Below are 21,878 nucleotides of genomic sequence, written 5' to 3' on the forward strand. Positions count from 1 at the left end.
TTGGCGTTGCCTCATGTGTCAAGCCATCCCCCCTGAATCCGATTACGGGAGTTGCCATGAAAAAAACTTTATTGGCATCGGCGATTGCGCTTGCGTTTGGCATAGGAAGCCAGGCATGGGCAGATGGGCCGAGCGTGGATGAGCGCGGTGCGGGTGACGCGTCGCAGACCATTACGAAGGTGAAGAGCCGGACCGATTCCACCACGACCACCCAAAATGGCTCGGGTGCGGCGGCCAGTGACAATGCATTGGCCATCCAGGCGAATGACAGCAGCAACAATTCTGACCAGAACAATGATAAGAGCGCCGGCAGCAACCGCGACAACCAGGGTCGTGCGCGTGCCGAAGGCTATGGCACGGCGGCGGCGAACAATGGCGGTATCGCTACGGCATCGTTCAGCAATGCCTTCAATACCAGCAAGGCCATCGCCATCAGCAAGCTCGAGGGCACGGTCACGAACATTCGCCTGCATGGCATCGGCAATGTCGCGACCAACCTCGGAAACGCGAATGGCGCGACAGGCGGCAAAGGCGGGGCTGGCTACGGTGGCAATGGCACTGGCGGGAATGCCGGCAATGGCGGTGCGGGCGGCGGCGGTGGAGACGGTGGCTCGGCAATCAACGGTAGCGCATCGGCCGGCAATGCCAGTAATGGCAGCGCGACTGCTGGCAACGGTGGACGTGGCGGCACAGCGCGCGATGCGTCCGGCGGAGCTGGTGGTTACGGTAAGGGTACCGGCGGGCAGGGCGCGGCCGGAAGCTTGGCCGGCGGCGGCTACGGTAAAGGCAGTGGCGGTGACGGGCTTGCTGGCAGCCTAGCTGGCGGCGGCTCGGGTGCAGGTGCTGGCGGTGAGTCGTCAGCGGAGACCGGACGTGGTTCGACAGCAACTTCAACCGGCGGCGCGGTCGCGGGGATTGGCGGAGCAGGTACTGCCGGTAGCGCGACGGGCAGTGGCGGCGCAGGATCTGGCAGCGGCGGTGGCGGTACGACCGGTTCGTCGTCAGTCACGGCTGGCGGTGGAACCGGCGGTGGTGGAGCGGGTGGCTCGGCGGCCAACGTGGCAGGCAACGCCGGCAACGGCGGCAGCGCGACCAATGGTGGCGCATCGACCCAGGCCTCGAACGGTAGCGCTACGGCCGGCAACGGCGCGGTGGGTGCGACGGGCGGCGCCGGTGGTACCGGTGGAGTTGGCAATGGCGGCACCGGCAACGGTGCAGTCGGCGGCGCCGGCGGCAATGGCGGTGCACAGGTGGTGGATGCGGGCACCTTCAATATGTCCAATGCCATGGCCAGTGTCGGTCAGTCCGCAGCAGGCGTGATGATCGCCAACCAGAACAGCGGCTTCGCTTCGCTGGTGCAGCAGAGCGTCAACGTTCAGGCCAATCTGAACGTCGGACGGTAACGCTGACCGGCGGCGCCGGCCAGATGGTGTGGCCGGCGCTCCCAATCGTCCGCCATATCGTACGAGCTACGGTACGAATTGCAGTGTGAACGACGGTGCGGCGGCTGAACCTCGTACAACCGTACGGGGAGAGGAGTGTGATCGTGCGAGCGATGATCCGTAGTGCGCTGGTTGCGCCAGCGGCGCTGGCGCTGGCGGTCGCAGCGTGGGCTGCCCCCGGCCCTGAAGAGCCTGTTGTGGAAACCCTGGTGGTCCAGGAAACGGTACAGGTGCCGCCTTATGCCGTACATGCGGGGACCTCGGGCGACGCGCCGGCGCCGTCCGTTGCTGTCGCAGCTGTCGTGCCGGGTATCGGACGACCTGTCGATGCGCGTGCGCTGGATGGGTACCGTGGCGGTACCGGCATCGTGGTGAATGACATACGTTTGCGCGGCGTAGTCGCCGACAACACGGCCATCGATGTCACCACCGGCAGCAACATGATCCGTGGTGGCGCGTTCGCGCATATGAACGGCATTCCTACAGTGGTGCAGAACACCGGGGCCAATGTCCTGATCCAGAGCGCCACGATTGTCAATGTGCAGTTCCAGGCGCCATGAAAGCCTGGCCTGCATTACTTGTGCTGTCCGCACTGGCAGGCGGGTGGCCTGCCACGTATGCCGCATCGCTGGACATTCCCGGCATGCGTGGCGGACCTGCCTCCGTCAGGGTAACGAGCATGAAGGAGGCGCGTTTCAAAGGCACAGTTCGCCAGCAGTTCGATTTCAGTTGCGGCTCGGCGGCTATCGCCACCTTGCTGACGTACCAGTACGGCCAGCCGATCAGCGAACAGACAGCCTTCACCGCCATGTATGCCGCGGGTGATCAGGAAAAGATCCGTCGCGAGGGTTTTTCGCTGCTGGATATCAAACGTTTTCTCGAGACACGCGGTTTCGCCGCGGACGGCTTCGAGCTCACGCTCGACAAGCTGGCCGAGGCGCGGCTGCCTGCCATCGTATTGATCAAGGAAAAGGGCTATCACCATTTCGTCGTCATCAAGGGCATGCGCGGCGAGCGCGTGCTGATCGGCGATCCGGCCTTCGGGACGCGTGCGGTCTCGCGCACGGCGTTCGAAGCGATGTGGGACAACGAGGTGCTGTTCGTGGTGCACAACCGCCAGGAGCTGGCGCGTTTCAACCAGCCCGTGGACTGGAGCGTGGCGCCCCGGGCGCCTCTCGAAGCCGCGGTTCATCGCGACGGATTGTGGAACATCACGATTCCGCGCCTGGGCCCCGGTGATTTCTGAGGTGCATGATGCAATTCAAATCTTCTTCACGGACATGGCTGGGCGGCATATGCATGCTGGCCGGATGGCTTGTTCCGCTGCACGCCGGTGCCATGGATGCCGGCCATCCGATCAATGTGGCGCAGGGCTGGCACAAGGTCAGCATCGAACGGCTCGATACCATGCGCGGCGGTTTCGTGACACCGCAGGGACTGCATGTTGCGTTCGGCATCGAGCGCGCGATCTACGTCAATGGCGAGCTGGTGGCATCGGTGAACATCAGCATTCCCGACCTGGGCCGCATCACGCAGGAACAGGCGCGCGCCCTGGCGAACGTCAACACCACCATGAATCTCGTCCAGAACGGCCCGGCCAACACTTTCCAGCCGGCATTGGAGAACCCGCTCACGGTTGGCACGGTGATCCAGAATACTTTGAACAACCAGCAGATCAGCAGCCTGTTGCGCATTGATGCCATCGTCAACACGCTCGAGGGATTCAAGAACATGCATGCACAGACAGCGTTGAGCCAGGCGCTGGCCAACGTCACAGGAGGTCGCTGACCCATCCGCAATGCCGCGGAGCGGCACTTGCCATCCATATCCGCTCGATCGGGAGAACGCATCGTGAACACAACAACGAGAAAGATGTCGGTTGCGGCCCTTGCGGCTGCTGGGCTGTGTGTCCCAACTGCCTATGCGCAGGAGGTGCGGGATCCGCTGATCGAGCTCGAGCAGCTCAAGCAGAGGATGGCAGAGCAGAGCGCCGAGATGGAAGCGCTGCGGCGTACGCTCGACGCGCAACAGGAGAGCCTGAATGCCTTCCGTCGCATGCTGCGTGACGATACGCTGTCGCACATGCGTGGCGGCATGGCCCCGGGGCGCAGCGCGGATGCTGGTGGCTGGGGCGCACCCATGCTGGCGCAGAACGCTACGCCACCCGATGGCGGGCCGGTTGGCCGCGCGCCGGAGCACGATGGCAGGCCGCCGGAGATCGCGCCCATCTTCGACCAGCCGGGCGTACTGACGCCGGCCCGTACGTTCGTCTTCGAGCCGTCCTTGCAGTTCGGCTACTCATCCAATAACCGGGTCGCGCTGGTAGGGTACACCATCATCCCGGCCTTGCTGATCGGGCTGATCGATGTGCGCGAGGTCAAGATCACGTCCCTGGTTGGCGCGGCGACGTTTCGCTATGGCCTGACCAACCGGCTGGAGATCGAGGCGCGCATTCCCTACGTCTATACCTCGAGTTCCACGGTCAGCCGTGAGCCATTCATCGGCACGGCCGGCGAACGGACCTTCGATGCGCGCGGCCACGCGCTGGGCGACGCAGAAGTCACGGTCCGCTACCAGATCAATGACGGCGGGGTCGACAAGGCATACTACGTCGGCTGGCTGCGCTTCAAGTCGCGTACGGGCAAGGATCCTTTCGAGGTCGAGACCGACTGCGTGACACGCTGTGTCGGCAATACGACCGGTACGGGCCTGCCATTGTCGATGCCGACGGGATCGGGCTTCTACGCGATCCAGCCTGGTTTGACCTGGCTCTATCCTTCCGATCCGGTAGTGTTCTTCGGCAGTGTCAGTTACCTCTACAACTTCAAGCGCAGTGGTGTCAGCCGGACAGTGGTCAATGGCGAGAAGGAGTTCATCGGCTCGGTCGCGCCGGGCGGCATTATCGGTTTCAACTTCGGCATGGGGCTAGCACTCAACGACAAGGCTTCGTTCAGCATCGGCTATGACCAGAGCATCGTCGGCAAGACCAAGCAGAATGGCCAGACGGTGCCTGGCTCGGTCCGGACGGTATTGGGTACGCTGCTGGTTGGCTACTCGTACCGCCTGAGCGACAAGCGCACGCTCAACCTGGCAATTGGGGCGGGCCTGACGCGCGACACACCGGACCTGACCGTTACGCTACGCTTGCCGATGACGTTTTAACGTGCGTGGCCATACCGTCGGACATGCGTTCGAGCACATGGTCCGTCATGCCGGCAGCCAGTTCTTCCTCGCCGAGGAAGATACGGCCGGCATGCTCGCGTGCCAGCAGCGTGGCTTCTTCCTCGCTGTGGGTACGTACCACGGTTTCGATGCCCGGGTTCAGCGTCCGTGCGATCTCGATCATCTGACGCACATGGAAGGTGTCGGGCGTAGCGATCACCAGCATGCGGGCGTGCACGATGTGTGCCTGAATGAGCACTGCGGGTTCGGCGGCATTGCCGGATACCGCCGGGATGCCGCGAGCACGCAGGGCCTCGACGATTTCCCGGTTCTGTTCTGCCACCACGTAGGGAATACCGTTGGTCGTCAGCGCGGCGCCGATGCGACGTCCGACGCGGCCATAGCCTACCAGCACCACCTGGTTGCGCAGGCTTTTCTGGTCGGTAGACATCGGCAGCTCGGCCAGCGGATCGTCGCGCTGCTCGAGCCGGCGCGCCAGCCCGGAGCGGGCGCGGATCCAGCGCAGCAGCGGTTCGATAGCCTGGAAGACGAAGGAGTTGAGCGCAATCGAAATGAGCGCGCCGGCCAGGATCAGGCTTTGGCCCTCCACCGGCAGCAGCTTCAGGGCGACGCCGAGACCGGCGAGGATGAAGGCGAATTCGCCGATCTGCGCGAGGCTTGCGGATACCGTCAGCGCGGTGTTGAGCGGATAGCGGAAGGCCAGCACCAGCAGGAACGCGGCAACGGTCTTGCCAAGCACGATCACGGCGATCACGGCTAGCACGTGCAGCGGTTCCTCGATCAGGATGCGCGGTTCGAACAGCATGCCGACCGAGACGAAGAACAGCACCGAGAAGGCATCGCGCAGCGGCAGCGATTCTTCCGCGGCGCGATGGCTGAGGGCAGACTCGCGCAGGATCATGCCGGCGAAGAAGGCGCCGAGCGCGAACGACACGCCGAACAGTTCGGTGGCGCCATAGGCGATGCCGATGGCGGCGGAAATCACGCACAGGCTGAACAGCTCGCGCGAGCCGGTGCGGGCGACTTGCCATAGCAGCCACGGGAACACGCGGCGTCCGACGACCAGCATCAAGGCCACGAAGGCAGTGACCTTGGCCAGCGTCCACAGGATGGTCTGCCACAGCGCGGTGTCCGGCTGTGCCGCTTCGCCCGGCACGCCGCCGCCAAGCGGAATCGCCATTGCCGGCAGCAGCACAAGCGCCAGGACCATGGCGAGATCTTCGACGATCAGCCAGCCGACCGCGATGCGGCCATTCATCGATTCGAGGATGCCGCGGCTTTCGAGCGCGCGCAGCAGCACCACGGTACTTGCGGTCGACAGGCACAGGCCGAACACGATGCCTTCGCCGATGCTCCAGCCCCAGGTCCATGCCACGCCCATGCCCATCAGCGTTGCTGCGCCAATCTGCACGATGGCTCCAGGCAAGGCAATGCGGCGGACGGCCAGCAAGTCGTTCAGGGAAAAATGCAGGCCCACGCCGAACATCAGCAGCATCACGCCAATCTCGGCCAACTGCCCAGCGAGTTCGAGGTCGGCGACGAACCCTGGGGTTCCCGGCCCGATCGCGATTCCGGCCAGCAGGTAGCCGACAAGCGCAGGTATTCGAAGCTTCGAACAGATGAAACCCAGAATGAGCGCAAGGCCGAGGCCAGCCGCGATGGTCGTGATCAGCGATATGTCGTGAGGCACTATATATGGAATCCGAGGGCGGTCATGCGGAGACGAAGGCGGCATGCCGCTTTCGACAGGGAGAAATTTATTGTAACGGATGGAATTCGAAGCCGCCGACAAAAAAGTGGCGATTCAGCGGCACGTCATGATGCGACACGCCATGGCGGCGCTGCATGGGCATGTCGCTGCAAGCGTAGCGGCGAGCGCCGCCTTGGGGGGAGGTGTGCAGGGCGCCTGACTATTGCTTGGCCGGCAACAGGATAGTCACCAGGATGGCGGCATCCTCCAGGGCTTCAAGTGCATGTGGAGTGCCGCCCAGCAGGAACAGCAGGGTGCCGGCCGTCATCTCCACCGACCGCGCGCCGAGCTGGAGCCGGACTTTTCCTGCGAGACACTGGATGGTGACTTCACCGGCGACCTGGTGCTCGGGAAAGCGTTCCCCGCTGAGCAGCACCAGCCGCATCACTTCGAGGTGATCGGTCTTGAAGAACGCCTGGGTTGCCGTCTCGAGCAGCGAAGCGCCGTTGGGGTGGAGATCGATGAGCTCGCCAGGGGCGGCATGCGGCATGGCCATGAGGTCTCCTCCGTGCAGGGTTGGTGTCTCTATTGAACCCCGGCGTGCACGGAAGTTCAAGTCAGCCTGGCTTGCCGTCCAGCCGCGGCCGGCTGAGCACCGGCCAGTAGCGGACGGCATAAATGCCAAAGCCGGCCGCCCACATCAAGCCCGAGGCGAGCATGGCACTGCCGTAGGCGGCTGGCCATGCGCCGCCGGCTACGCGCACGAAAGCGGCGCAGAGGATCAAGAGATAGGCTGTAATCTCCCAGCGGTCGGCGCGCAACGGACGGCCAGTGTGACCGCGCGCGGTGCGCGTCATCATGCCGATCGTCATGGCGCCGATGGTGCCTGCCGTCAACGCATGCGTTGCCAGCACGGCAGGGACAAGGTGCAGATGCGCCAGTCCGCGCAGGACCAGGTGCACGACGAGCCATGCATAGCCAGCGTGCAGGATCCAGACCAGAGGCGTACGCAGCGTACGCCACGGTTGCCAGCCGTGCAGGCGCGCTGCATGAGCGGCAGCGGCGGCGAGCGCCAGCGCAGCCTGTATGCCCTCAGGCAAGGCCAGTACATGCGCGGCCAGCAAGGCCAGCAACAGACCGAGTGCGGCACGCTCGATCCACTGGCGACGCGTGGCCCGCGTGCCGGGGACGCCGTTGTTGGTGAACATGGGGATGACACGGCCACCGATGACGGCGATGATGAACAGCACCACATCGAGTGCGATATGGAGGCCATCCAGCGGTGAAATCGGCAGGCGGCCCGCCAAGGCCAGATGAAAGCTTGCGCTGGAAGCTGCCAGCGCGACCAGCAGGGCGATGAAGAAAAAATTACGCCGGTTACCGGAACGCCACAACGCCCCGGAGATGGCCCACGCCACAGCGAGCGGGAAAGCGGTAACGGTCACGGCCGCAAGCAGCGGATATGGACCTGCGGCGAAGAATCGGCCGAGCAGCCACAGCGCGGCCAGTGCAGCCAGCCGCCAGCCATCAGGGGTCGGCTGGCCGGTCCAGGCGCGTACGGCGGTCAGCAGAAAGCCGGCAATGATGGCGAACGTGAAGCCGAATACCATTTCATGTGCATGCCACAACATGGCCGGCATGCCGCCGGGCAGCGGCACGCCAGGCGCATGCGGTGAGAGTTGCAGGATCCACAGCAACATGCCGGCTGCACTCAGCAGCGCGCCCAGCAGGTAGAACGGCCGGAACCCGAGTGCCCACAGCGCGTGGCGTGCAGCAGGCTGGCGCGACATGTTAGCGCCGTGGGAAGTTGTCTCGTGCATGGCCTGTCCGGGTGTCAAAGATCAGAGCAGGTGGTCGAGCAGATCGGGGCCGAACACTTCGCGGTGGATGCGCGTGGGCGGTACACCAGCGGCAACCAGGTCACGCCACTGTACCTGCATGAACGGCAACGGACCGCACAGGTACACCGGTTGGTCGGCGTAGGCCCAGACCGGCAGCCGGGCGACATCCATCCGTCCGGCGAAGATGCCTGTGGACGGCTGCGCGGCGGTATCGAGCGTCTCATAGAATACGGCGGTCCGCAGGTTCGGCATGCGGGCTTGCGCGTCGGCCAGGTCCTGGCGGTGCGGATGATGCGCGGCATCCCGTGCGGCGTAGCCGAAGACGACTTCGCGCTGCGGGTGGCATCGGGCGATTGCGTTGAGCGTGCCGATCATTGGCGTGATGCCGATGCCGGCGGATAGCAGAACGATCGGCGTGGTGCTGCGCACGTCGGGCTGGAAGTCACCGAATGGCTTGGTGATGGCGAGCGTGCCGCCCACTTCGAGATTGTCGTGCAACCAGTTCGACACCTGGCCGGCGGGCGTTTCCTGGCCGGCGACTTCACGCTTGACCGAGATGCGCAGCGTCGGCTGGCCGGGGGCGTCCGACAGGCTGTACTGGCGCAACTGGCGCAGGCCGCCGGGCAGGTCGACGGCGACGCTCACATACTGGCCGGGAACGAAGTCGGGTGTCGCTTCGCCATCCATGGGCGCCAGCGTGAACGAACGCGCCAGCGTACCCTGGTTCTCGAGGCCCACCACGCGCATCGACTGCAGTGCGCCGGGAGCGGTGCCGGCGGCTTCGTACAGCTTGCGCTCCTCGGTAATCAGCGCATGCGCGAGCAGTCCGTAGGCTTCTTCCCACGCGCTCAGCAGGTCCGGCGTGGCGGCAGCGCCGAGGGTTTCCTGGATGGCGCCGAGCAGATGCCGGCCAACGATCGGATAGTGTTCGGCGGTGATGCCGACCGAGGCATGCTTGTGCACGATCCGGCTGACCACCGGGCCGAGCGCCGCTGCGTTGTCGATGTTTGCCGCATAGGCAAACACGGCCGATGCGAGGGATTGCTGCTGTGCGCCGCTGGCCTGGTTGCCCATGTTGAACAGGTTCGTCAGCTCCGGATGGGCGGCGAACATGTTGCGGTAAAACGTGGTGGTGATGGCCAGTCCATGTTCGCGCAGCACGGGAACGCTGGCGTCGATGTACGGGCGGGCTTCGGCGGACAACATCGTTTTTCTCCAATGTTGCATATAAAATGCAACTTTAAGTACCTAAAAAAACCACGGTCGTCCGTGGCATGACAAACGGGTCTCAGTGCGCGGCGCTGGCCGTGCGACCCAGAAATTCCCGATGCAGGCGAATGATCTGGGCACCGGTGCCGGCCCCCACGATATCGCGCAACGTATAGCGGTTCATGGTGGCGTAGAACGCATCCTGGCCGGCACGCAGGGCATGGCGCAGCAGGCAGTCGCCGGACAGGGCGCAATCCAGTCCCTGGCAGTCGACGACTTCATCATCGCCTTCCAGCGCCCGCAAGACGGTACCGATGTGCAGCTGCTCGGCGGCAATGCCGAGACGGATGCCGCCGTGGCGGCCGCGTGTCGCATCCACCCATCCCAGCTTGGCCAGTGCACCCACGGCCTTGACCAGGTGGTTGTGCGGAATGGCGAACTGCTGCGCCACCTCGGCCACGGTGACCGGGGTGGTGCGGGCATCGCTGGCGAGATACATCAGCACTCGCAAGCCGATATCGGAAAAACGCGTGAGACGCATGACAGGCTCCGTGATGGCGCCATGATATTAAATTTGCATTTTAAATGCAACATATTCATGTGGCTGTGATGTGGCTGTGATGTGGCTGTGTTGTCTCTGCACATCCCGACCACCGGTCCCAGCTGTCAGGTGGCCGTCGGACGCCGCCTTCCGATCGAAAGGCGGGGCTGCGCATACCGGTTTGCCTGGTCGGCAGGGTGTTCGTTCAACACCGGGCCACAGCGGTTGTGCCGTCGTGGGGTATGCGAAGCGTGTCGGCTGGTGTCATTACACGCCTGAACAATCCATCTGACAAATATAGAATGTCGCTAAAACTATCTTGAAAACAGATGGTATGCGTTATCCTGTGGTGGGTATGTCTTTTGGGAAGCCTCATGGAACTTCGGCAGCTGCGGTATCTGGTGGCGATTGCGGAACACGGCAGCTTTTCGCGCGCGGCCGAGAAGGTGTTTATCGCGCAGTCGGCGCTCAGTCATCAGCTCGCGCAGCTCGAGCGGGAACTCGGCGTGCAGTTGCTGCACCGCGCACACCGCGGCGTCGAGCTGACCGAGGCGGGACATGCGTTTCTGCCACATGCCAAGGCCATCCTGCGTCAGACCGAGGACGCCCGCGCCAGCGTGCGCAGCGCACCAGGCGAGCCCGCCGGCAAGGTGGTGATCGGATTGCCGCAAAGTATTTCCAACGTGCTGGCGCTTCCGCTGCTGCAAGCAGTACGCGCTGCCTTGCCGAATGTCGAGCTCGAATTGACGGAAGAGCTGACGGGCACGCTGACTGACCAGCTGCGTACCGGTTCGCTGCACCTGGCGGTGCTGTTCGATAACGGCGACCTGTCCGAGTTCGATACGAGGCTGCTGGCGAGCGAGCGGCTGTGCCTGGTCTCACGCCGGCCCGACCGGGGTGAGGGGCCTCGGTCGGTATCGTTGCGCAAGGCGTTGTCGATGCCGCTCGTATTGCCTGCCGGCCGCCATGGCGTGCGGCCGATCATCGAGCGGATGGCGCGGGAGCGCGGCTATGGTGCGCCGCATGTGATTGCCGATATCAGTTCTGTCAGCATTCTGCGGTCGACTCTGCTCGCGGGTATCGGACACACGCTGTTACCGGTGATGCCGCTCAAGGCCGACATCGACAGCGGCGGGCTGGTGGCTGTGCCCGTGGTATCGCCGCCGCTGGTGAGGGTGGTGGCGGTATGTGCGTCGCGCCGTGTACCGCTGACGGCTGCCGCCACGGCGGTTCTGCAGATGCTGGATACGCTGGTGCGCCACCTGTGCCGCAGCGGTGCATGGGTCGATGCGACACCATTGGGTGTGCCCACCGAGACGCGCGTCTGATCTTGCCAGGCTGTATGGCGGTTGTGCTGCTGCTGGGGCTTCGCAGCCAGCGCTGCTATTGCGACAACTGCCGGTGCGCCAGTGCGCCAAGGGTCTGCATGGCCTGTTCCGTCGCCTCGGTCCACGCTTGCCCATAGTTGAGGCGGATGCAGTTGCGATAGCTGCGGCGCGCCGAGAAAATCGGGCCAGGCGCAATCGAGATGTCGTGCTCGAGCGCTTCGCGATGTAGCGCCAGCGCGTCGAATTCACGTGGGAACTCGACCCACAGAAAATATCCGCCTGCCGGCCGGGAGACGCGCACGTCTTCCGGAAAGTCGCGCCCAATGGCTTTGAGCAACTGGCCCTGCTGGGTCTCGAGCGCGTGGCGCAGCTTGCGCAGGTGCTTGTCGTAGCCGCCGTTCTGCAAGTACTCGGCGATTGCCAGCTGGGCGGGAATGCTTGCCGACAGCGTCGTCATCAGTTTCTGCCGCTGGATGGCATCGCCAAAGCGCCCGGGGGCAGCCCAGCCGATGCGGAAGCCGGGTGCGAGCGTCTTTGAAAACGAGCCGCAATGCATGACCAGTCCCTCGGTATCGAACGCCTTGGCCGGCACCGGGCTGCGGCTGCCGAAATACAGCTCGCCGTAGACATCATCCTCGATCAGCGGAACCTGATGGCGGGTCAGCAGTTCGACCAGCGCTTTCTTCTTGTCCGCGGTCATGCTCGCGCCCATGGGATTCTGGAACTGCGTCATGAACCAGCAGGCACGCACCGGATGACGCTTGAGTGCATCGGCGAGGGCGGCGAGATCAATGCCCTCGCTGGGGTGCACGGGGATCTCCACGGCTTTCAGGCCAAGCCGCTCAAGCGCCTGCAGCGCCGCGTAGAAGCCCGGCGATTCGATGGCGACTACATCGCCGGGCCGCGTCACGGCCATCAGGCACAGATTGAGCGCTTCCAATGCGCCGTTGGTGACGATGATGTCCTCCGTCGGTTGCGGAATGCCAGCGCCGAGATAGCGCAGAGCGATCTGCTGACGCAGCGCCGGATTGCCGGGCGGCATATCGGCGACCGACAACCAGGGGTCGATGGCACGCCCCGCGCGGGCGAGCGACTTGCCGAGCCGCGCCCACGGAAACAGCTCAGGGGACGGAAATGCCGATCCCAGTTGTACGAGCCGCGGGTCCCGTGCCGCATCGAGCACCGAGAACACCAGTTCGGAGATGTCCACGCTTGTCGATACCTTGCGCGAACGCGTCATGCCGGGCGGCGGCAGCGTGCGGCCCGGCGTTCCGGCGACGTAGTAGCCCGAACGTTCGCGGGCGCGGACCAGACCACGTTCCTCCAGCCGGTAGTAGGCCTGGAAGGCGGTCGACGGACTCACGCCATACTGCGCCACCGTGGTGCGGATCGATGGCATCTTGGTGCCGGGTGGCAGCTTACCGTTGCGGATGTCGCGGGAGAGCGCCTCGGCCAGCGCTTCGTAGCGTTTCATGGGAGTGGAGTGGTTCTTGGGTAGTTGGTTTAATCGACGCTCTGACTGACAATCTGATACGGTAAATTAACATGAAACTGGTTCTGTTACTTTTTCTTGGGGCTCGTCATACTGCACCCTGACACAACTCGCGTACGTGTAGTTCAACCTTTCCGACCCTACGAATCCAGACCCATTGCTGTGATCACCCGATATCTTCAACGGGCCATGCTGGCCCTGGCACTGGCTGTGCCCTGTGCAGCGATGGCTGCGTCAGCCGATAGCGCCCAGCTGAGCCGTGGCCAGTATCTGGCCACCGTCGGCAATTGCATGTCCTGCCATACCGCGCCTGGCGGCGCACCGCTGGCAGGAGGCTTGCCGCTCAAGACGCCGCTTGGCACGGTGTACTCCACCAACATCACCCCCGATCCCGAGACTGGCATCGGCGCCTACTCGCGTGACGAGTTCGAGCAGGCGGTACGGCGCGGTGTCGCCAGGCATGGCAAGCGGCTGTATCCGGCCATGCCGTATCCGTCGTACGCAGGGCTGAGCGATGACGACATCGATGCGCTGTACGTGTACCTGAAGCATGCCGTCAAGCCGGTGCGCCAGGCGACGCCTGCGCCGGAGATCCCGTGGCTGCTGGGCATGCGCTGGCCGCTGGCGATCTGGAACTGGCTGTTCGTGGACAGCAAGCCTTATCAGCCGGATGCGGGCAAGTCGGCCGAATGGAATCGCGGCGCCTATCTCACCCAGGCAGTCGCGCATTGCGGTGCCTGTCATACGCCGCGCAACGTGGTGGCGGCGGAGCGGGCGCTGGACGAGCGCAGCAGCCTGTATCTCGCCGGAGCGCGTGTCGACGGTTGGTCCGCGCCGAACCTCACGGGAGACCAGATCACCGGGCTGGGTGCATGGTCGCGCGAAGAGGTGGCCGAGTACCTGCGTACCGGACGCAACGCCCACGCAACGTCCTTCGGCCCGATGTCGGAAGTGATTTCTGGCGGTACGCAATATCTCACGCAACGCGATGCGCTGGCCATCGCTACCTATCTGAAGACCTTGCCGGGCGTGCGCGGCGAGAAGACGCCGTTCCGCTACGATCCGGCCGTCGCCGAGGCCCTGGCCCAGGGCCGTCTCGACAAGCCCGGCGCGCGGCGTTATGCCGAGTACTGCATGGCCTGCCATGGCGTAGACGGCAAGGGTTTCCGCCGGGTGTTTCCGCCGCTGGCCGGTAACGCTGTAGTGGCCGATCCCGATCCTGCATCGCTCATCCGCCTGCTGCTGGACGGTGCGGTGACTGCGAACGTCGCCACCGGACCTGCCGAGTACCACATGCCAGCCTATGGCTGGACCCTCGACGACCAGGAACTGGCCAACATCCTGACCTTCATCCGCACCAGCTGGGGCAATGCCGCGCCGGCCGTTACCGACGCCACGGTGGGCCGCCATCGTGCCGCGCAGGCCAAGCAAGTGAGACAACCATGAGCATCACGCGACGAGATTTTCTGAATGGTACGGCGCTGAGCATCGCCGCCGGCATGCTGCCGTCTTCACTGCTGCATGCGGCGGACGCGGCGCGCGTGGGTTATCCGCCAGCATTGACCGGCCTGCGTGGCAACCACGCAGGCTCGTATGCGCTGGCCCATAGCCTTGGCCGGGAAGGCGTGAAGTACCGTGCCGTGACGCCCCGTGAGGTATACGATCTTGTCGTCGTGGGCGGCGGCATCAGCGGCCTCGCGGCCGCGTGGTTCTATCGGCGCAAGTTCGGCGCGGACAAACGTATCCTGATTCTCGAGAACCATGACGATTTCGGGGGGCATGCGCGCCGCAACGAGTTCACTGTCCGTGGTAAGCGCTTGGTCTCGTATGGCGGTAGCGCCGGTATTCGCGCCTCCGCGCTGGAACAGCCGGCCGTCGCTGCATTGTTTGCTGGGCTGGGTCTCGATGCTCGCACGCGCCTGGCGGACGAGGGAATGTACACGCAGCGCGGACTGGGCCGTGCGGTGTTCTTCAACCGCGAACATTTTGGGCGCGATCAGTTGCTGACCGGCGATCCGCTCCTTGAACGCGCAACCGCCGCAGCGTTTCTCGCGCAGGCGCCGTTGCCGGCCGAGGACCGTACCGCATTGCAGCGGTTGTTCGATGGCAGCACCGATTTCCTGGTAGGCATGCCGGACGGTGAGCGCGCGACCTACCTGCGCCGTACCAGCTATGCTGCTTTCCTGCGTGAACGCGTGAAACTGGGCGTCGCTGGGCTGCGCTTCTTCCGCAGCCGGACCAACGATGCCTACGCGCTGGACAGCGAAGGCGTATCCGTGCTCGATGCGCTGGCGATCGGGCTGCCAGCCGGCGCGGGCATGCCGTCGGGTGTGAACAATCCATGGTTGGGCAAGGCGCCGGACACCGGGCTGCGTTTCGTCGATGGCAATGCCGGCATCGCGCGCCTGCTGGTGCGCGACCTGATTCCCGGCGTTGCCAAGGCCGGTGCGGCGGACAGCATTGCACAGGCGCAATTCGACTATGCCCAGCTGGACCAGGAGAAAGCCAAGGTACGCCTGCGGCTCAATAGCCTGGTGGTCGGACTGGAGCAGGATCGCCGGCTGAGCCGCGTAACCTATGGTGTGGATGGGGCGCTGTACGCGGCCGAGACCACACATGTCGTGCTGGCCGGCTACAACATGATGATTCCTTTCATCATGCCGGAACTCCCCGCGCCGCAGAAAGCCGCACTGCGCGATGCCGTCAAGGCGCCGCTGATCTACACCAAGGTGGCGCTCGACAACTGGCGTGCCTTCGATGCGCTCAAGACACGCAGCATCCATGCGCCGACGCAGCGCTACACCGATCTCCGGCTCGAGACGCCAGCGGGCGCGAGTCCGGACGACCCGGTGGTGCTGCACATGCTGTACGTGCCGACGGTCCCGGATAGCGGCATGACAGCGCGCGAGCGATTCCGTGCCGGGCGTGCGCAGTTACTGGCCACGCCATATGAGGCACTGGAGCGCGATGTCCTGGGGCAGCTCGATCGCATGCTGGGCCCGGCCGGGTTTGCATCGAAGAAGGAAGTGCGCGCCATCACGGTGAATCGCTGGTCGCATGGCTATGCGTGCATGCCGAACAGCCTGTACGAAGATGTCGAGGCCGCGAGGAAAAAGCTGCAGGCGGCAGCCGCCCCGGCGGGGCGCGTGACCATTGCCAACAGCGATGCAGGTGGCAGCCCGTCTGTCGGCGCCGCCATCGAGCAGGCGGCACGTGCGGTGGAAGCGTTCCGCTAGCCTGCTGGCGTGCCAGGCGGAGAGGTGTCGAGGTACTCGAATTTGTTGCGGACCTCGGCCCACTTTTCGTGTTCCGGCAACGGCGCTTCCGATTGCGGCAGGACCGGCCAGTCCGGGCGCTGCGAAAGCGTGGCGTTCAGGGCAATGAAATGCTGCTGCTCGGGCGGGAGATCGTCAGCGGAATAGATGGCGCCGACCGGGCATTCGGCCACGCACATCGAGCAATCGATGCAGCCATCGGGATCGATGACCAGGAAATTTGGTCCCGCATGGAAGCAGTCCATCGGGCAAACGTCCACGCAATCGGTGTAGCGGCATTGGATACAGGCTTCGGTGACGACAAAAGGCATGATGGTGCGAGGGCAGGCGGCAGGGGGCACCGTCAACAGGCGACGGGCAGACCTGACCATGGTGCCAGGTTCGCCATGCGGCAGGATGCCGCAATCTTGATGCAGTCCTGCAGATTTTCTGAACCTGTGTAACCCGGCCACGCTATGCCCCCAGGGGCGCTGCGCATGTATGGGCGATGCGTGCTGCTACGGCGCGTCTGCCTGGCAGACATCCACCCATTGCGCCTCGGTGATGCGCACGAGCTCCGCCGGGGCGATACGCACCGCCGTGTGGACACCGCCTGCTGCCGGCAGGACTTCGTCATATGCCTGTAGCGAAACATCCACGTAAACGGGCAATGGCGTCGCCAGCCCGAATGGGCAGACGCCGCCGACCGGGTGCCCTGTGATTGCTTGCACGTCCTCGGCCGCCAGCATGCGGCCTTTGCCGAACTGCTCCTTGAACTTGCGGTTGTCGACTCGCGCGTCCCCTTTGGCGACCAGCAGGATCACCCGGTCGTCCGTGAGGCGGAACGACAGTGTCTTGGCGATGCGGCCTGGCTCGACCCCGTGTGCTTCCGCCGCCAGCGCCACGGTGGCGGTACTCGTGTCGAGTTCGATAATTGGAATGGCAAGCTGCCGCGCGGCGAAGAAGGTGCGAACGGATTCGACGGTCATGGTCTGGAGCGGTTGTGTTGGAAAGCTGGTTCAAAACCGGCAGGATGGTTGCGCGCGAGTGGCATATACACCATGCATGGCGCAGCCGTGATTGTAGCTTTTCGGGTTACGGTCCAGTCATGCGCATGGTGTGCGGGACTGGTTACACCCGAAACACAGAGATACAGATACGGCACACAACTTTACGGAAGGTCTCGCTAGACTGCATCTACTCGATCAGCAAAGGAGCGATCCCATGAAGACACGTCAGATCCTGGCCGCCGCCGCGCTTGCCGCTGCTTCCCTGGCCGCTGTGCCGATGACCGCACAGGCTGCGGTTGGCGTGAGCATTTCGGTTGGTGTGGCACCGCCGCCGGTGCGTTACGAGCCCGTCCCGGCGCCGCGTGCCGGCTATGTCTGGGCCCCGGGTTACTGGGGCTGGGAAAACCAGCGCCATGTGTGGCAGCGCGGTCACTGGGTGCGCGCGCGTCCCGGCTACGCTTATGCTGCGCCGCACTGGGTGCGCGCTGGCGATGGCTGGCGCTTCGAGCGCGAGCAGTGGCGCGCCGAGCGTCGGGCTGACCGTCGGGAACGCGTCTACGACCGTGGTTACCGCCAGGGATACCGGCAAGCCAACCGCGATGACCGGCATGACCGTCACCCCGGCCGCGGCCATGCGTACGGCCACCGCCATTGAGGGAGTTTTGTAGGCCATGCACCGACAAGGACTTCAGTGCACGGCGGACAGTATGGGCGTGGGGGCCTGTCTACACTGATAGTGCACTCTCCCCCGAGATGCCCCTTAAGTCCACATTTCCCCTTTGTGGCAAACATTTCCCGCTGACCCGTCGTCAGCGGGATTCTTTTTGGGCATCGTTACCATTGCTTACAGCTTTAGCCCACAGGTTGCACCCTGTGTGATGCTGCGCACCTACAATAAGAGCACGAAAAATATCTCAGCTCGGCTGACGCGACAGGAGAGACCCCATGAAACAACGTATCCTGCTGGCCCTTGGCGTGTCTGCGGCATTGCTGTCCGGTGCAGCGGCTGCGGATGTCCGTGTTGGCATCGCAGTCGGCGTGCCTGGCGTCGTCGTGGCTGGCCCCGGCTACTATGCGCCCCCGCCGGTCTATTACGCACCGCCTCCGCGCTACGTCCATCCGGCTCCGGTGTATTACGCGCCGCCCCCGGCCGCTTACTATTACGGCCCGCCGCGCGGTTACTACCGTCATCCGGGATATGGCCACGGTCATCGCCATTGGAAGCATGAACACCGGCGCGGACGCGGCCACCGGTAATCGGTAACCGGACCGTATGTACCAGAAGAGCCCCCTGTGGGCTCTTTTCTTTGGTAGCGGTTTTACCATCCCGTCGGGCGCTCAGCGTTAAATGAAATGGAGCGGACCATGGCGGCATGTCTGCGCTAGCGTGGGCGAGCATCATGTTGCCAGCCCGGTACTTTTCATCGTGGCGATGCAGAGTCTTCATGCCGCATGGGCTTGGCTCGGGCGACGGGCGGGGTATACTTGCAGCCAAACTCAATTCCCAAGGAGCCACGCATGTACCAGAAGTCCGCCCTGAGCGCTGCCGATGTGAAGAAGATCATGGCAGCCGCCGAAGCCGAAGCAACCCAGAACGGCTGGGCCGTGTCGATTGCCGTGGTTGACGATGGCGGCCATCTGCTGGCGATGCAGCGTCTCGACAAGGCAGCGCCGATTTCGTCGCATATCTGCGTGGAAAAGGCCAAGACCTCGGCGCTCGGCTGCCGTGAATCGAAAGTCTATGAAGACGTGATCAACAACGGCCGTGTCTCGTTTGTGACGGCACCGACGCTGCAGGGCATGCTGGAAGGCGGTGTGCCGGTCGTCGTGGATGGCCACTGCATTGCCGCGGTAGGTGTGTCTGGTGTGAAATCATCGGAAGATGCGCAGATTGCCAAGGCGGGTATCGCTGCACTGGGCCTCTGAGCATTCCGCGCGGTCTGCGTTCCGGGAGCGTGGGTGCCGCCGACCCTGCACCGGATGCATGTTCCGGACGAAAAAAACGCCGCAGATGCGGCGTTTTTTGTTGTCCGCCGGTAAAAGGCGGCGGGCGGAATAAAAAGAGGGCCTGGCTGGCTGGCCGGTGCAAGACGCAAACGGGGTCTAGCAGTTTTTCTGCACCGGTTGGCTGGCTAACGCCTAACACCTCGCTGGGAGGTGGTCCCCACAAAAGACGGTGTTGCTGCCCGTCCTGCCCAACGTATCGCGCAGACAGGTCGTGCGGCGGTGATCGTTACTTGGTCAGGATCAGCTTGCCCTTGCTGGTGATCCGCAGGGTGTAGGCTTCGCCGTTGTGCAGGATCTCGAGCGAGCCCTGGCCCTGGAACATCTTTTCGGTCGTCAGCGGTGTTGCCGGCTTTTTCTCGTTGGCAGCAGCGCGTGTCGGCATCATCAGGGGCGCCAGGATCGTTTCGGTCCGAAGCGCGGCTTCCCGGTGCATGTCGCGCGCCGGTGCCACCCGGACGTGCCGCAGCGAAAGGCGGCGGCGAGAAATTTCAGCGGGTTGGCGGGAGACTTCGGCTGATTGGCTGGTAAGGGCGGCAGCGAGCATGGATTCTCCGGTTGAAAGGCCTGCGGTATGCAGTGCGTATGTCGTGGGTGTTATATTAAATGAGAATCGTTATCATTCAATATAACCCGTACATATTTTATGGGTATTCCATGAGAGGCGGGGGCGGGCGCACGAAAAAAGCGCCCGAAGGCGCTTTCGATTGGGCCGTGCCCGGCGTGAGGGTCGCGGCTGACAGCGGCATCACTGGGTCCGCGGTTCGGTAATGAAACCGATTTTGCCCAGTCCGCCACGCTGCGCGGCGGCCATGACCTCGGCCACGCGCTCATAGCGCACGCTACGGTCGGCGCGCAGATGCAGTTCCGGCTGCGGCTGCCGCTGCGCTGCGAGGGCGATGTTTGCCTCCAGCTCGGCTTCGTCGGCCACCGGCGCATTGTTCCAGGTGATCTTGCCTTCGGCATCGATCGACAGGTTGATGTTCTGCGGCTTGTCGTCGTTCGGCTGGTTGGTTGCGCGTGGGAGGTCGATCTTGACCGCATGGTTGATCACGGGAATCGTCACGATGAAGATGATCAGCAGTACCAGCATGACGTCAACCAGCGGCGTCATGTTGATCTCGTTCATTACCTCGTCGTCGGAGTCGAAGGTGCCAAATGCCATGACTGTGCTCCTTACTGAGCCTTGACTGACGCCAGGCGCACGCTGTCGTCCATGGCGCCGCGCACATTGCCCGGACGCACACGGCTGCCGGTCACGAAGTAGGCGTGCAGGTCGTGGGCGAAACGATTGAGTTTCGAGATCACCGACTTGTTACCACGGGTCAGCGCGTTGTAGCCGAGCACTGCGGGAATGGCGACGGCAAGGCCAAAGGCGGTCATGATCAGCGCCTCGCCGACCGGACCGGCGACCTTGTCAATCGTCGGCACGCCGGAGGCGCCCAGGCCAACCAGCGCGTGGTAAATGCCCCAGACGGTCCCGAAGAGGCCCACAAACGGTGCAGTCGAGCCGACCGAAGCCAGGATCGCCAGGCCCGATTGCAGGCGCGATACCGACTCGTCGATGGAGCTCTTGAGCGAGCGCGTGAGCCAGTCGGAAATGTCCATCACGTCATGCAGCTGCGGCTGGCTGGCGCGATGGTGCTGGGCAGCTTCGCGGCCGGCCACGGCGAGTGTCAGGAACGGATTGTTCTGGTTGCTGCCGAGGGTTTCCAGGGCATGGTCGAAATCATCGGAGTGCCAGAATTTCTTTTCCGCTCCGAAGGCCATGGCTTTGAGCCGGAACAGGTCCCAGCCCTTCATCAGGATCACGATCCACGAGGCGAGCGACATGGCCAGCAGGATGATGGCGGTGGCGCGAATGACGAAGTCGCCTTGTGACCACACTTGGGCGATGGAAAGTTCTTGCATAGCGAGTCCAGAGGTCAGTTATCGAGTTTGAAGACAATCGGCTGGTTGGCCGTGGCCGAGACTGCCCGGCCATTTTCCGTATAGGGTTTGCAGCGCATGTTGCGAACCGCGTCCATGGCTGCCTGATCCAGGCGCGAGGAGCCGCTCGATTCGACAATCGTCGAGCGGATGACGCGGCCGGTGTCGTCGGTCACGATCTTGATGACCGCGCGGCCTTCCTCACCCATTCTGCGCGCGACCGGCGGATAGGACGGCGCGGGGCGCGTGCACTGAATTTCGCCGAGGCCGACGGCGCGCGGAACGCTCGGTGCCGCAGGCGCCGGGGTTTCCGGAACCGGGGCCGGGGCGGGCGGGGTCGGTGGAGCAGCGGCCACGACAGGGGCTGTCGGCACTGGCGGAAGATCCGGCGCGGGCGGCAGCGGCGTAGGCGTCAGTTTGGGCTGCGGCCGGGGCGGGGTGACCTTGACGGGTTTGGGCTGTTCCTGCTTCTTGATCGGCTTGGGCGGCTCCGGTGCAGGCGGGGCGGGGATATCGGCAGGGATGATGCGGGCGACGATTTCCGGGGCGATGACAGCTTCGCTGATACGGCGGCCAAGACCGGATTGCAGCAGGTAGACCAGGCCGACGTGCAGCAGCACGACGGCGAAGGTGACTTTCAGTAATCGTTGATCGAACATGTTAGCAATACTGGGGTGGCCGGCAGCATGGACCGCCAATTCTGGCGTGGCTGCCTTCATCATCGCGAAAAAATGATGAGGGAGACACCACACCCAATCACAAGACTCAACAGCAATTCCATCGTACGCCCTCCTGACTGAAATCATCGGCCGTGGGGGAGTGGCTGCGCTGTTATGACGCACAGAGGCCGGACGCGTATGCGCGTCGTGTGCATGTGTATCTGCGTTCTGCCAGCGCGAATTATAAACGATAATGATTCTTATTTGTAAGGTTTGTCCTTTCACTTTACGTGAAA

At 63.9% G+C, this 21,878-nt stretch carries 23 protein-coding genes; 11 read left to right on the forward strand and 12 right to left on the reverse strand.

Features of this window, described 5'->3' with window-relative positions; genetic code table 11:
* The first annotated feature begins 56 nt into the window (after positions 1–56).
* The 5 genes from ACQ3C8_RS05340 to ACQ3C8_RS05360 all read left to right on the forward strand — a co-directional run bounded on the left by ACQ3C8_RS05340 (position 57) and on the right by ACQ3C8_RS05360 (position 4,604).
* Positions 57–1,403, forward strand: coding sequence for a hypothetical protein (locus ACQ3C8_RS05340; protein ID WP_428852724.1), 1,347 nt, complete (start codon positions 57–59; stop codon positions 1,401–1,403).
* Positions 1,404–1,555: 152 nt separating this feature from the next.
* Positions 1,556–2,002 (forward strand): hypothetical protein, encoded by a 447-nt coding sequence (locus ACQ3C8_RS05345; protein WP_428853036.1) that lies wholly within the window; start codon positions 1,556–1,558, stop codon positions 2,000–2,002.
* Positions 1,999–2,688, forward strand: coding sequence for a C39 family peptidase (locus ACQ3C8_RS05350; RefSeq protein ID WP_428852725.1), 690 nt, complete (start codon positions 1,999–2,001; stop codon positions 2,686–2,688). The genes ACQ3C8_RS05345 and ACQ3C8_RS05350 overlap by 4 nt, the downstream gene beginning before the upstream one ends.
* Before the next feature lie 5 nt (positions 2,689–2,693).
* On the forward strand, positions 2,694–3,230 hold the full coding sequence (locus ACQ3C8_RS05355) for a hypothetical protein (protein WP_428852726.1): 537 nt from the start codon (positions 2,694–2,696) through the stop codon (positions 3,228–3,230).
* A gap of 84 nt (positions 3,231–3,314) precedes the next feature.
* On the forward strand, positions 3,315–4,604 hold the full coding sequence (locus tag ACQ3C8_RS05360) for an acetate kinase (protein ID WP_428852727.1): 1,290 nt from the start codon (positions 3,315–3,317) through the stop codon (positions 4,602–4,604).
* On the opposite strand, the gene ybaL is transcribed toward ACQ3C8_RS05360, so the two are convergent.
* The 5 genes from ybaL to ACQ3C8_RS05385 all read right to left on the reverse strand — a co-directional run bounded on the left by ybaL (position 4,576) and on the right by ACQ3C8_RS05385 (position 9,906).
* Positions 4,576–6,315, reverse strand: coding sequence for a YbaL family putative K(+) efflux transporter (gene ybaL, locus ACQ3C8_RS05365; protein ID WP_428852728.1), 1,740 nt, complete (start codon positions 6,313–6,315; stop codon positions 4,576–4,578). The two genes, ACQ3C8_RS05360 and ybaL, sit on opposite strands and share 29 nt — an antisense overlap.
* Positions 6,316–6,535: 220 nt before the next feature.
* The gene (locus tag ACQ3C8_RS05370; protein WP_428852729.1) at positions 6,536–6,871 is read right to left on the reverse strand and encodes a cupin domain-containing protein; all 336 of its coding nucleotides are present in this window, start codon (positions 6,869–6,871) and stop codon (positions 6,536–6,538) included.
* A 61-nt stretch (positions 6,872–6,932) separates the two neighbouring features.
* Positions 6,933–8,135 carry an NnrS family protein gene (locus ACQ3C8_RS05375; RefSeq protein ID WP_428852730.1) on the reverse strand — a complete coding sequence of 401 codons (1,203 nt, stop codon included), beginning with the start codon at positions 8,133–8,135 and terminating at the stop codon, positions 6,933–6,935.
* 21 nt (positions 8,136–8,156) lie between these two features.
* Entirely contained in the window at positions 8,157–9,362 is a 1,206-nt protein-coding gene (locus ACQ3C8_RS05380; protein ID WP_428852731.1) for a globin domain-containing protein, read from the reverse strand.
* Positions 9,363–9,444: 82 nt separating this feature from the next.
* Positions 9,445–9,906, reverse strand: a complete 462-nt coding sequence (locus ACQ3C8_RS05385; protein ID WP_428852732.1) for an RrF2 family transcriptional regulator — start codon at positions 9,904–9,906, stop codon at positions 9,445–9,447.
* Between the two features lie 374 nt (positions 9,907–10,280).
* Between ACQ3C8_RS05385 and ACQ3C8_RS05390 the strand changes: the two genes are divergently transcribed.
* Positions 10,281–11,234, forward strand: coding sequence for a LysR family transcriptional regulator (locus tag ACQ3C8_RS05390; protein WP_428852733.1), 954 nt, complete (start codon positions 10,281–10,283; stop codon positions 11,232–11,234).
* Between the two features lie 55 nt (positions 11,235–11,289).
* On the opposite strand, the gene ACQ3C8_RS05395 is transcribed toward ACQ3C8_RS05390, so the two are convergent.
* A complete protein-coding gene (locus ACQ3C8_RS05395) occupies positions 11,290–12,708 on the reverse strand; it encodes a PLP-dependent aminotransferase family protein (protein WP_428852734.1) in 1,419 nt (472 codons plus the stop codon).
* 207 nt (positions 12,709–12,915) lie between these two features.
* Between ACQ3C8_RS05395 and ACQ3C8_RS05400 the strand changes: the two genes are divergently transcribed.
* A complete protein-coding gene (locus ACQ3C8_RS05400) occupies positions 12,916–14,172 on the forward strand; it encodes a cytochrome c (protein ID WP_428852735.1) in 1,257 nt (418 codons plus the stop codon).
* Entirely contained in the window at positions 14,169–15,962 is a 1,794-nt protein-coding gene (locus ACQ3C8_RS05405; protein ID WP_428852736.1) for an NAD(P)-binding protein, read from the forward strand. Before ACQ3C8_RS05400 ends, ACQ3C8_RS05405 begins: the two co-directional genes overlap by 4 nt.
* Here the strand turns inward: ACQ3C8_RS05405 and fdxA are convergent.
* Positions 15,959–16,312, reverse strand: coding sequence for a ferredoxin FdxA (gene fdxA / locus ACQ3C8_RS05410; protein ID WP_428852737.1), 354 nt, complete (start codon positions 16,310–16,312; stop codon positions 15,959–15,961). The genes ACQ3C8_RS05405 and fdxA overlap by 4 nt on opposite strands.
* 186 nt (positions 16,313–16,498) lie before the next feature.
* Entirely contained in the window at positions 16,499–16,969 is a 471-nt protein-coding gene (locus ACQ3C8_RS05415; protein ID WP_428852738.1) for a YbaK/EbsC family protein, read from the reverse strand.
* Positions 16,970–17,204: 235 nt separating this feature from the next.
* Between ACQ3C8_RS05415 and ACQ3C8_RS05420 the strand changes: the two genes are divergently transcribed.
* The 3 genes from ACQ3C8_RS05420 (at position 17,205) to ACQ3C8_RS05430 (ending at position 18,916) form a co-directional block, all read left to right on the forward strand.
* A complete protein-coding gene (locus tag ACQ3C8_RS05420; protein WP_009521277.1) occupies positions 17,205–17,645 on the forward strand; it encodes a YXWGXW repeat-containing protein in 441 nt (146 codons plus the stop codon).
* Positions 17,646–17,935: 290 nt separating this feature from the next.
* The gene (locus tag ACQ3C8_RS05425; protein ID WP_428852739.1) at positions 17,936–18,247 is read left to right on the forward strand and encodes a hypothetical protein; all 312 of its coding nucleotides are present in this window, start codon (positions 17,936–17,938) and stop codon (positions 18,245–18,247) included.
* Positions 18,248–18,508: 261 nt separating this feature from the next.
* A complete protein-coding gene (locus ACQ3C8_RS05430; protein WP_009521275.1) occupies positions 18,509–18,916 on the forward strand; it encodes a GlcG/HbpS family heme-binding protein in 408 nt (135 codons plus the stop codon).
* A 307-nt stretch (positions 18,917–19,223) separates the two neighbouring features.
* Here the strand turns inward: ACQ3C8_RS05430 and ACQ3C8_RS05435 are convergent, their stop codons facing one another.
* From ACQ3C8_RS05435 to ACQ3C8_RS05450, 4 genes are all read right to left on the reverse strand, one after another.
* Positions 19,224–19,541, reverse strand: a complete 318-nt coding sequence (locus tag ACQ3C8_RS05435) for a hemin uptake protein HemP (RefSeq protein ID WP_009521274.1) — start codon at positions 19,539–19,541, stop codon at positions 19,224–19,226.
* A 201-nt stretch (positions 19,542–19,742) separates the two neighbouring features.
* Positions 19,743–20,159: an ExbD/TolR family protein gene (locus ACQ3C8_RS05440; RefSeq protein ID WP_428852740.1), complete on the reverse strand. Its 417-nt coding sequence runs from the start codon at positions 20,157–20,159 to the stop codon at positions 19,743–19,745.
* A gap of 11 nt (positions 20,160–20,170) precedes the next feature.
* Entirely contained in the window at positions 20,171–20,905 is a 735-nt protein-coding gene (locus ACQ3C8_RS05445) for a MotA/TolQ/ExbB proton channel family protein (RefSeq protein WP_428852741.1), read from the reverse strand.
* A 14-nt stretch (positions 20,906–20,919) separates the two neighbouring features.
* A complete protein-coding gene (locus ACQ3C8_RS05450; protein ID WP_428853037.1) occupies positions 20,920–21,582 on the reverse strand; it encodes an energy transducer TonB in 663 nt (220 codons plus the stop codon).
* Positions 21,583–21,878 lie beyond the last annotated feature (296 nt).

Source organism: Imbroritus primus (assembly GCF_964332355.1).
Lineage (GTDB): Bacteria > Pseudomonadota > Gammaproteobacteria > Burkholderiales > Burkholderiaceae > Imbroritus > Imbroritus primus.

Bases quoted from the DNA above. Each gene is read 5' to 3' on its own strand.
- ACQ3C8_RS05350 (WP_428852725.1), top strand. From the start codon at position 1,999: ATGAAAGCCTGGCCTGCATTACTTGTGCTGTCCGCACTGGCAGGCGGG.
- ACQ3C8_RS05450 (WP_428853037.1), bottom strand. From the start codon at position 21,582: ATGTTCGATCAACGATTACTGAAAGTCACCTTCGCCGTCGTGCTGCTG.
- ACQ3C8_RS05440 (WP_428852740.1), bottom strand. From the start codon at position 20,159: ATGGCATTTGGCACCTTCGACTCCGACGACGAGGTAATGAACGAGATC.
- ACQ3C8_RS05370 (WP_428852729.1), bottom strand. From the start codon at position 6,871: ATGGCCATGCCGCATGCCGCCCCTGGCGAGCTCATCGATCTCCACCCC.
- ACQ3C8_RS05355 (WP_428852726.1), top strand. From the start codon at position 2,694: ATGATGCAATTCAAATCTTCTTCACGGACATGGCTGGGCGGCATATGC.
- ACQ3C8_RS05375 (WP_428852730.1), bottom strand. From the start codon at position 8,135: ATGCACGAGACAACTTCCCACGGCGCTAACATGTCGCGCCAGCCTGCT.
- ACQ3C8_RS05345 (WP_428853036.1), top strand. From the start codon at position 1,556: ATGATCCGTAGTGCGCTGGTTGCGCCAGCGGCGCTGGCGCTGGCGGTC.
- ACQ3C8_RS05445 (WP_428852741.1), bottom strand. From the start codon at position 20,905: ATGCAAGAACTTTCCATCGCCCAAGTGTGGTCACAAGGCGACTTCGTC.
- ACQ3C8_RS05395 (WP_428852734.1), bottom strand. From the start codon at position 12,708: ATGAAACGCTACGAAGCGCTGGCCGAGGCGCTCTCCCGCGACATCCGC.
- fdxA (WP_428852737.1), bottom strand. From the start codon at position 16,312: ATGCCTTTTGTCGTCACCGAAGCCTGTATCCAATGCCGCTACACCGAT.
- ACQ3C8_RS05390 (WP_428852733.1), top strand. From the start codon at position 10,281: ATGGAACTTCGGCAGCTGCGGTATCTGGTGGCGATTGCGGAACACGGC.
- ACQ3C8_RS05425 (WP_428852739.1), top strand. From the start codon at position 17,936: ATGAAACAACGTATCCTGCTGGCCCTTGGCGTGTCTGCGGCATTGCTG.
- ACQ3C8_RS05430 (WP_009521275.1), top strand. From the start codon at position 18,509: ATGTACCAGAAGTCCGCCCTGAGCGCTGCCGATGTGAAGAAGATCATG.
- ACQ3C8_RS05405 (WP_428852736.1), top strand. From the start codon at position 14,169: ATGAGCATCACGCGACGAGATTTTCTGAATGGTACGGCGCTGAGCATC.
- ACQ3C8_RS05400 (WP_428852735.1), top strand. From the start codon at position 12,916: ATGCTGGCCCTGGCACTGGCTGTGCCCTGTGCAGCGATGGCTGCGTCA.
- ACQ3C8_RS05340 (WP_428852724.1), top strand. From the start codon at position 57: ATGAAAAAAACTTTATTGGCATCGGCGATTGCGCTTGCGTTTGGCATA.
- ACQ3C8_RS05380 (WP_428852731.1), bottom strand. From the start codon at position 9,362: ATGTTGTCCGCCGAAGCCCGCCCGTACATCGACGCCAGCGTTCCCGTG.
- ACQ3C8_RS05415 (WP_428852738.1), bottom strand. From the start codon at position 16,969: ATGACCGTCGAATCCGTTCGCACCTTCTTCGCCGCGCGGCAGCTTGCC.
- ACQ3C8_RS05385 (WP_428852732.1), bottom strand. From the start codon at position 9,906: ATGCGTCTCACGCGTTTTTCCGATATCGGCTTGCGAGTGCTGATGTAT.
- ACQ3C8_RS05420 (WP_009521277.1), top strand. From the start codon at position 17,205: ATGAAGACACGTCAGATCCTGGCCGCCGCCGCGCTTGCCGCTGCTTCC.
- ACQ3C8_RS05435 (WP_009521274.1), bottom strand. From the start codon at position 19,541: ATGCTCGCTGCCGCCCTTACCAGCCAATCAGCCGAAGTCTCCCGCCAA.
- ACQ3C8_RS05360 (WP_428852727.1), top strand. From the start codon at position 3,315: ATGTCGGTTGCGGCCCTTGCGGCTGCTGGGCTGTGTGTCCCAACTGCC.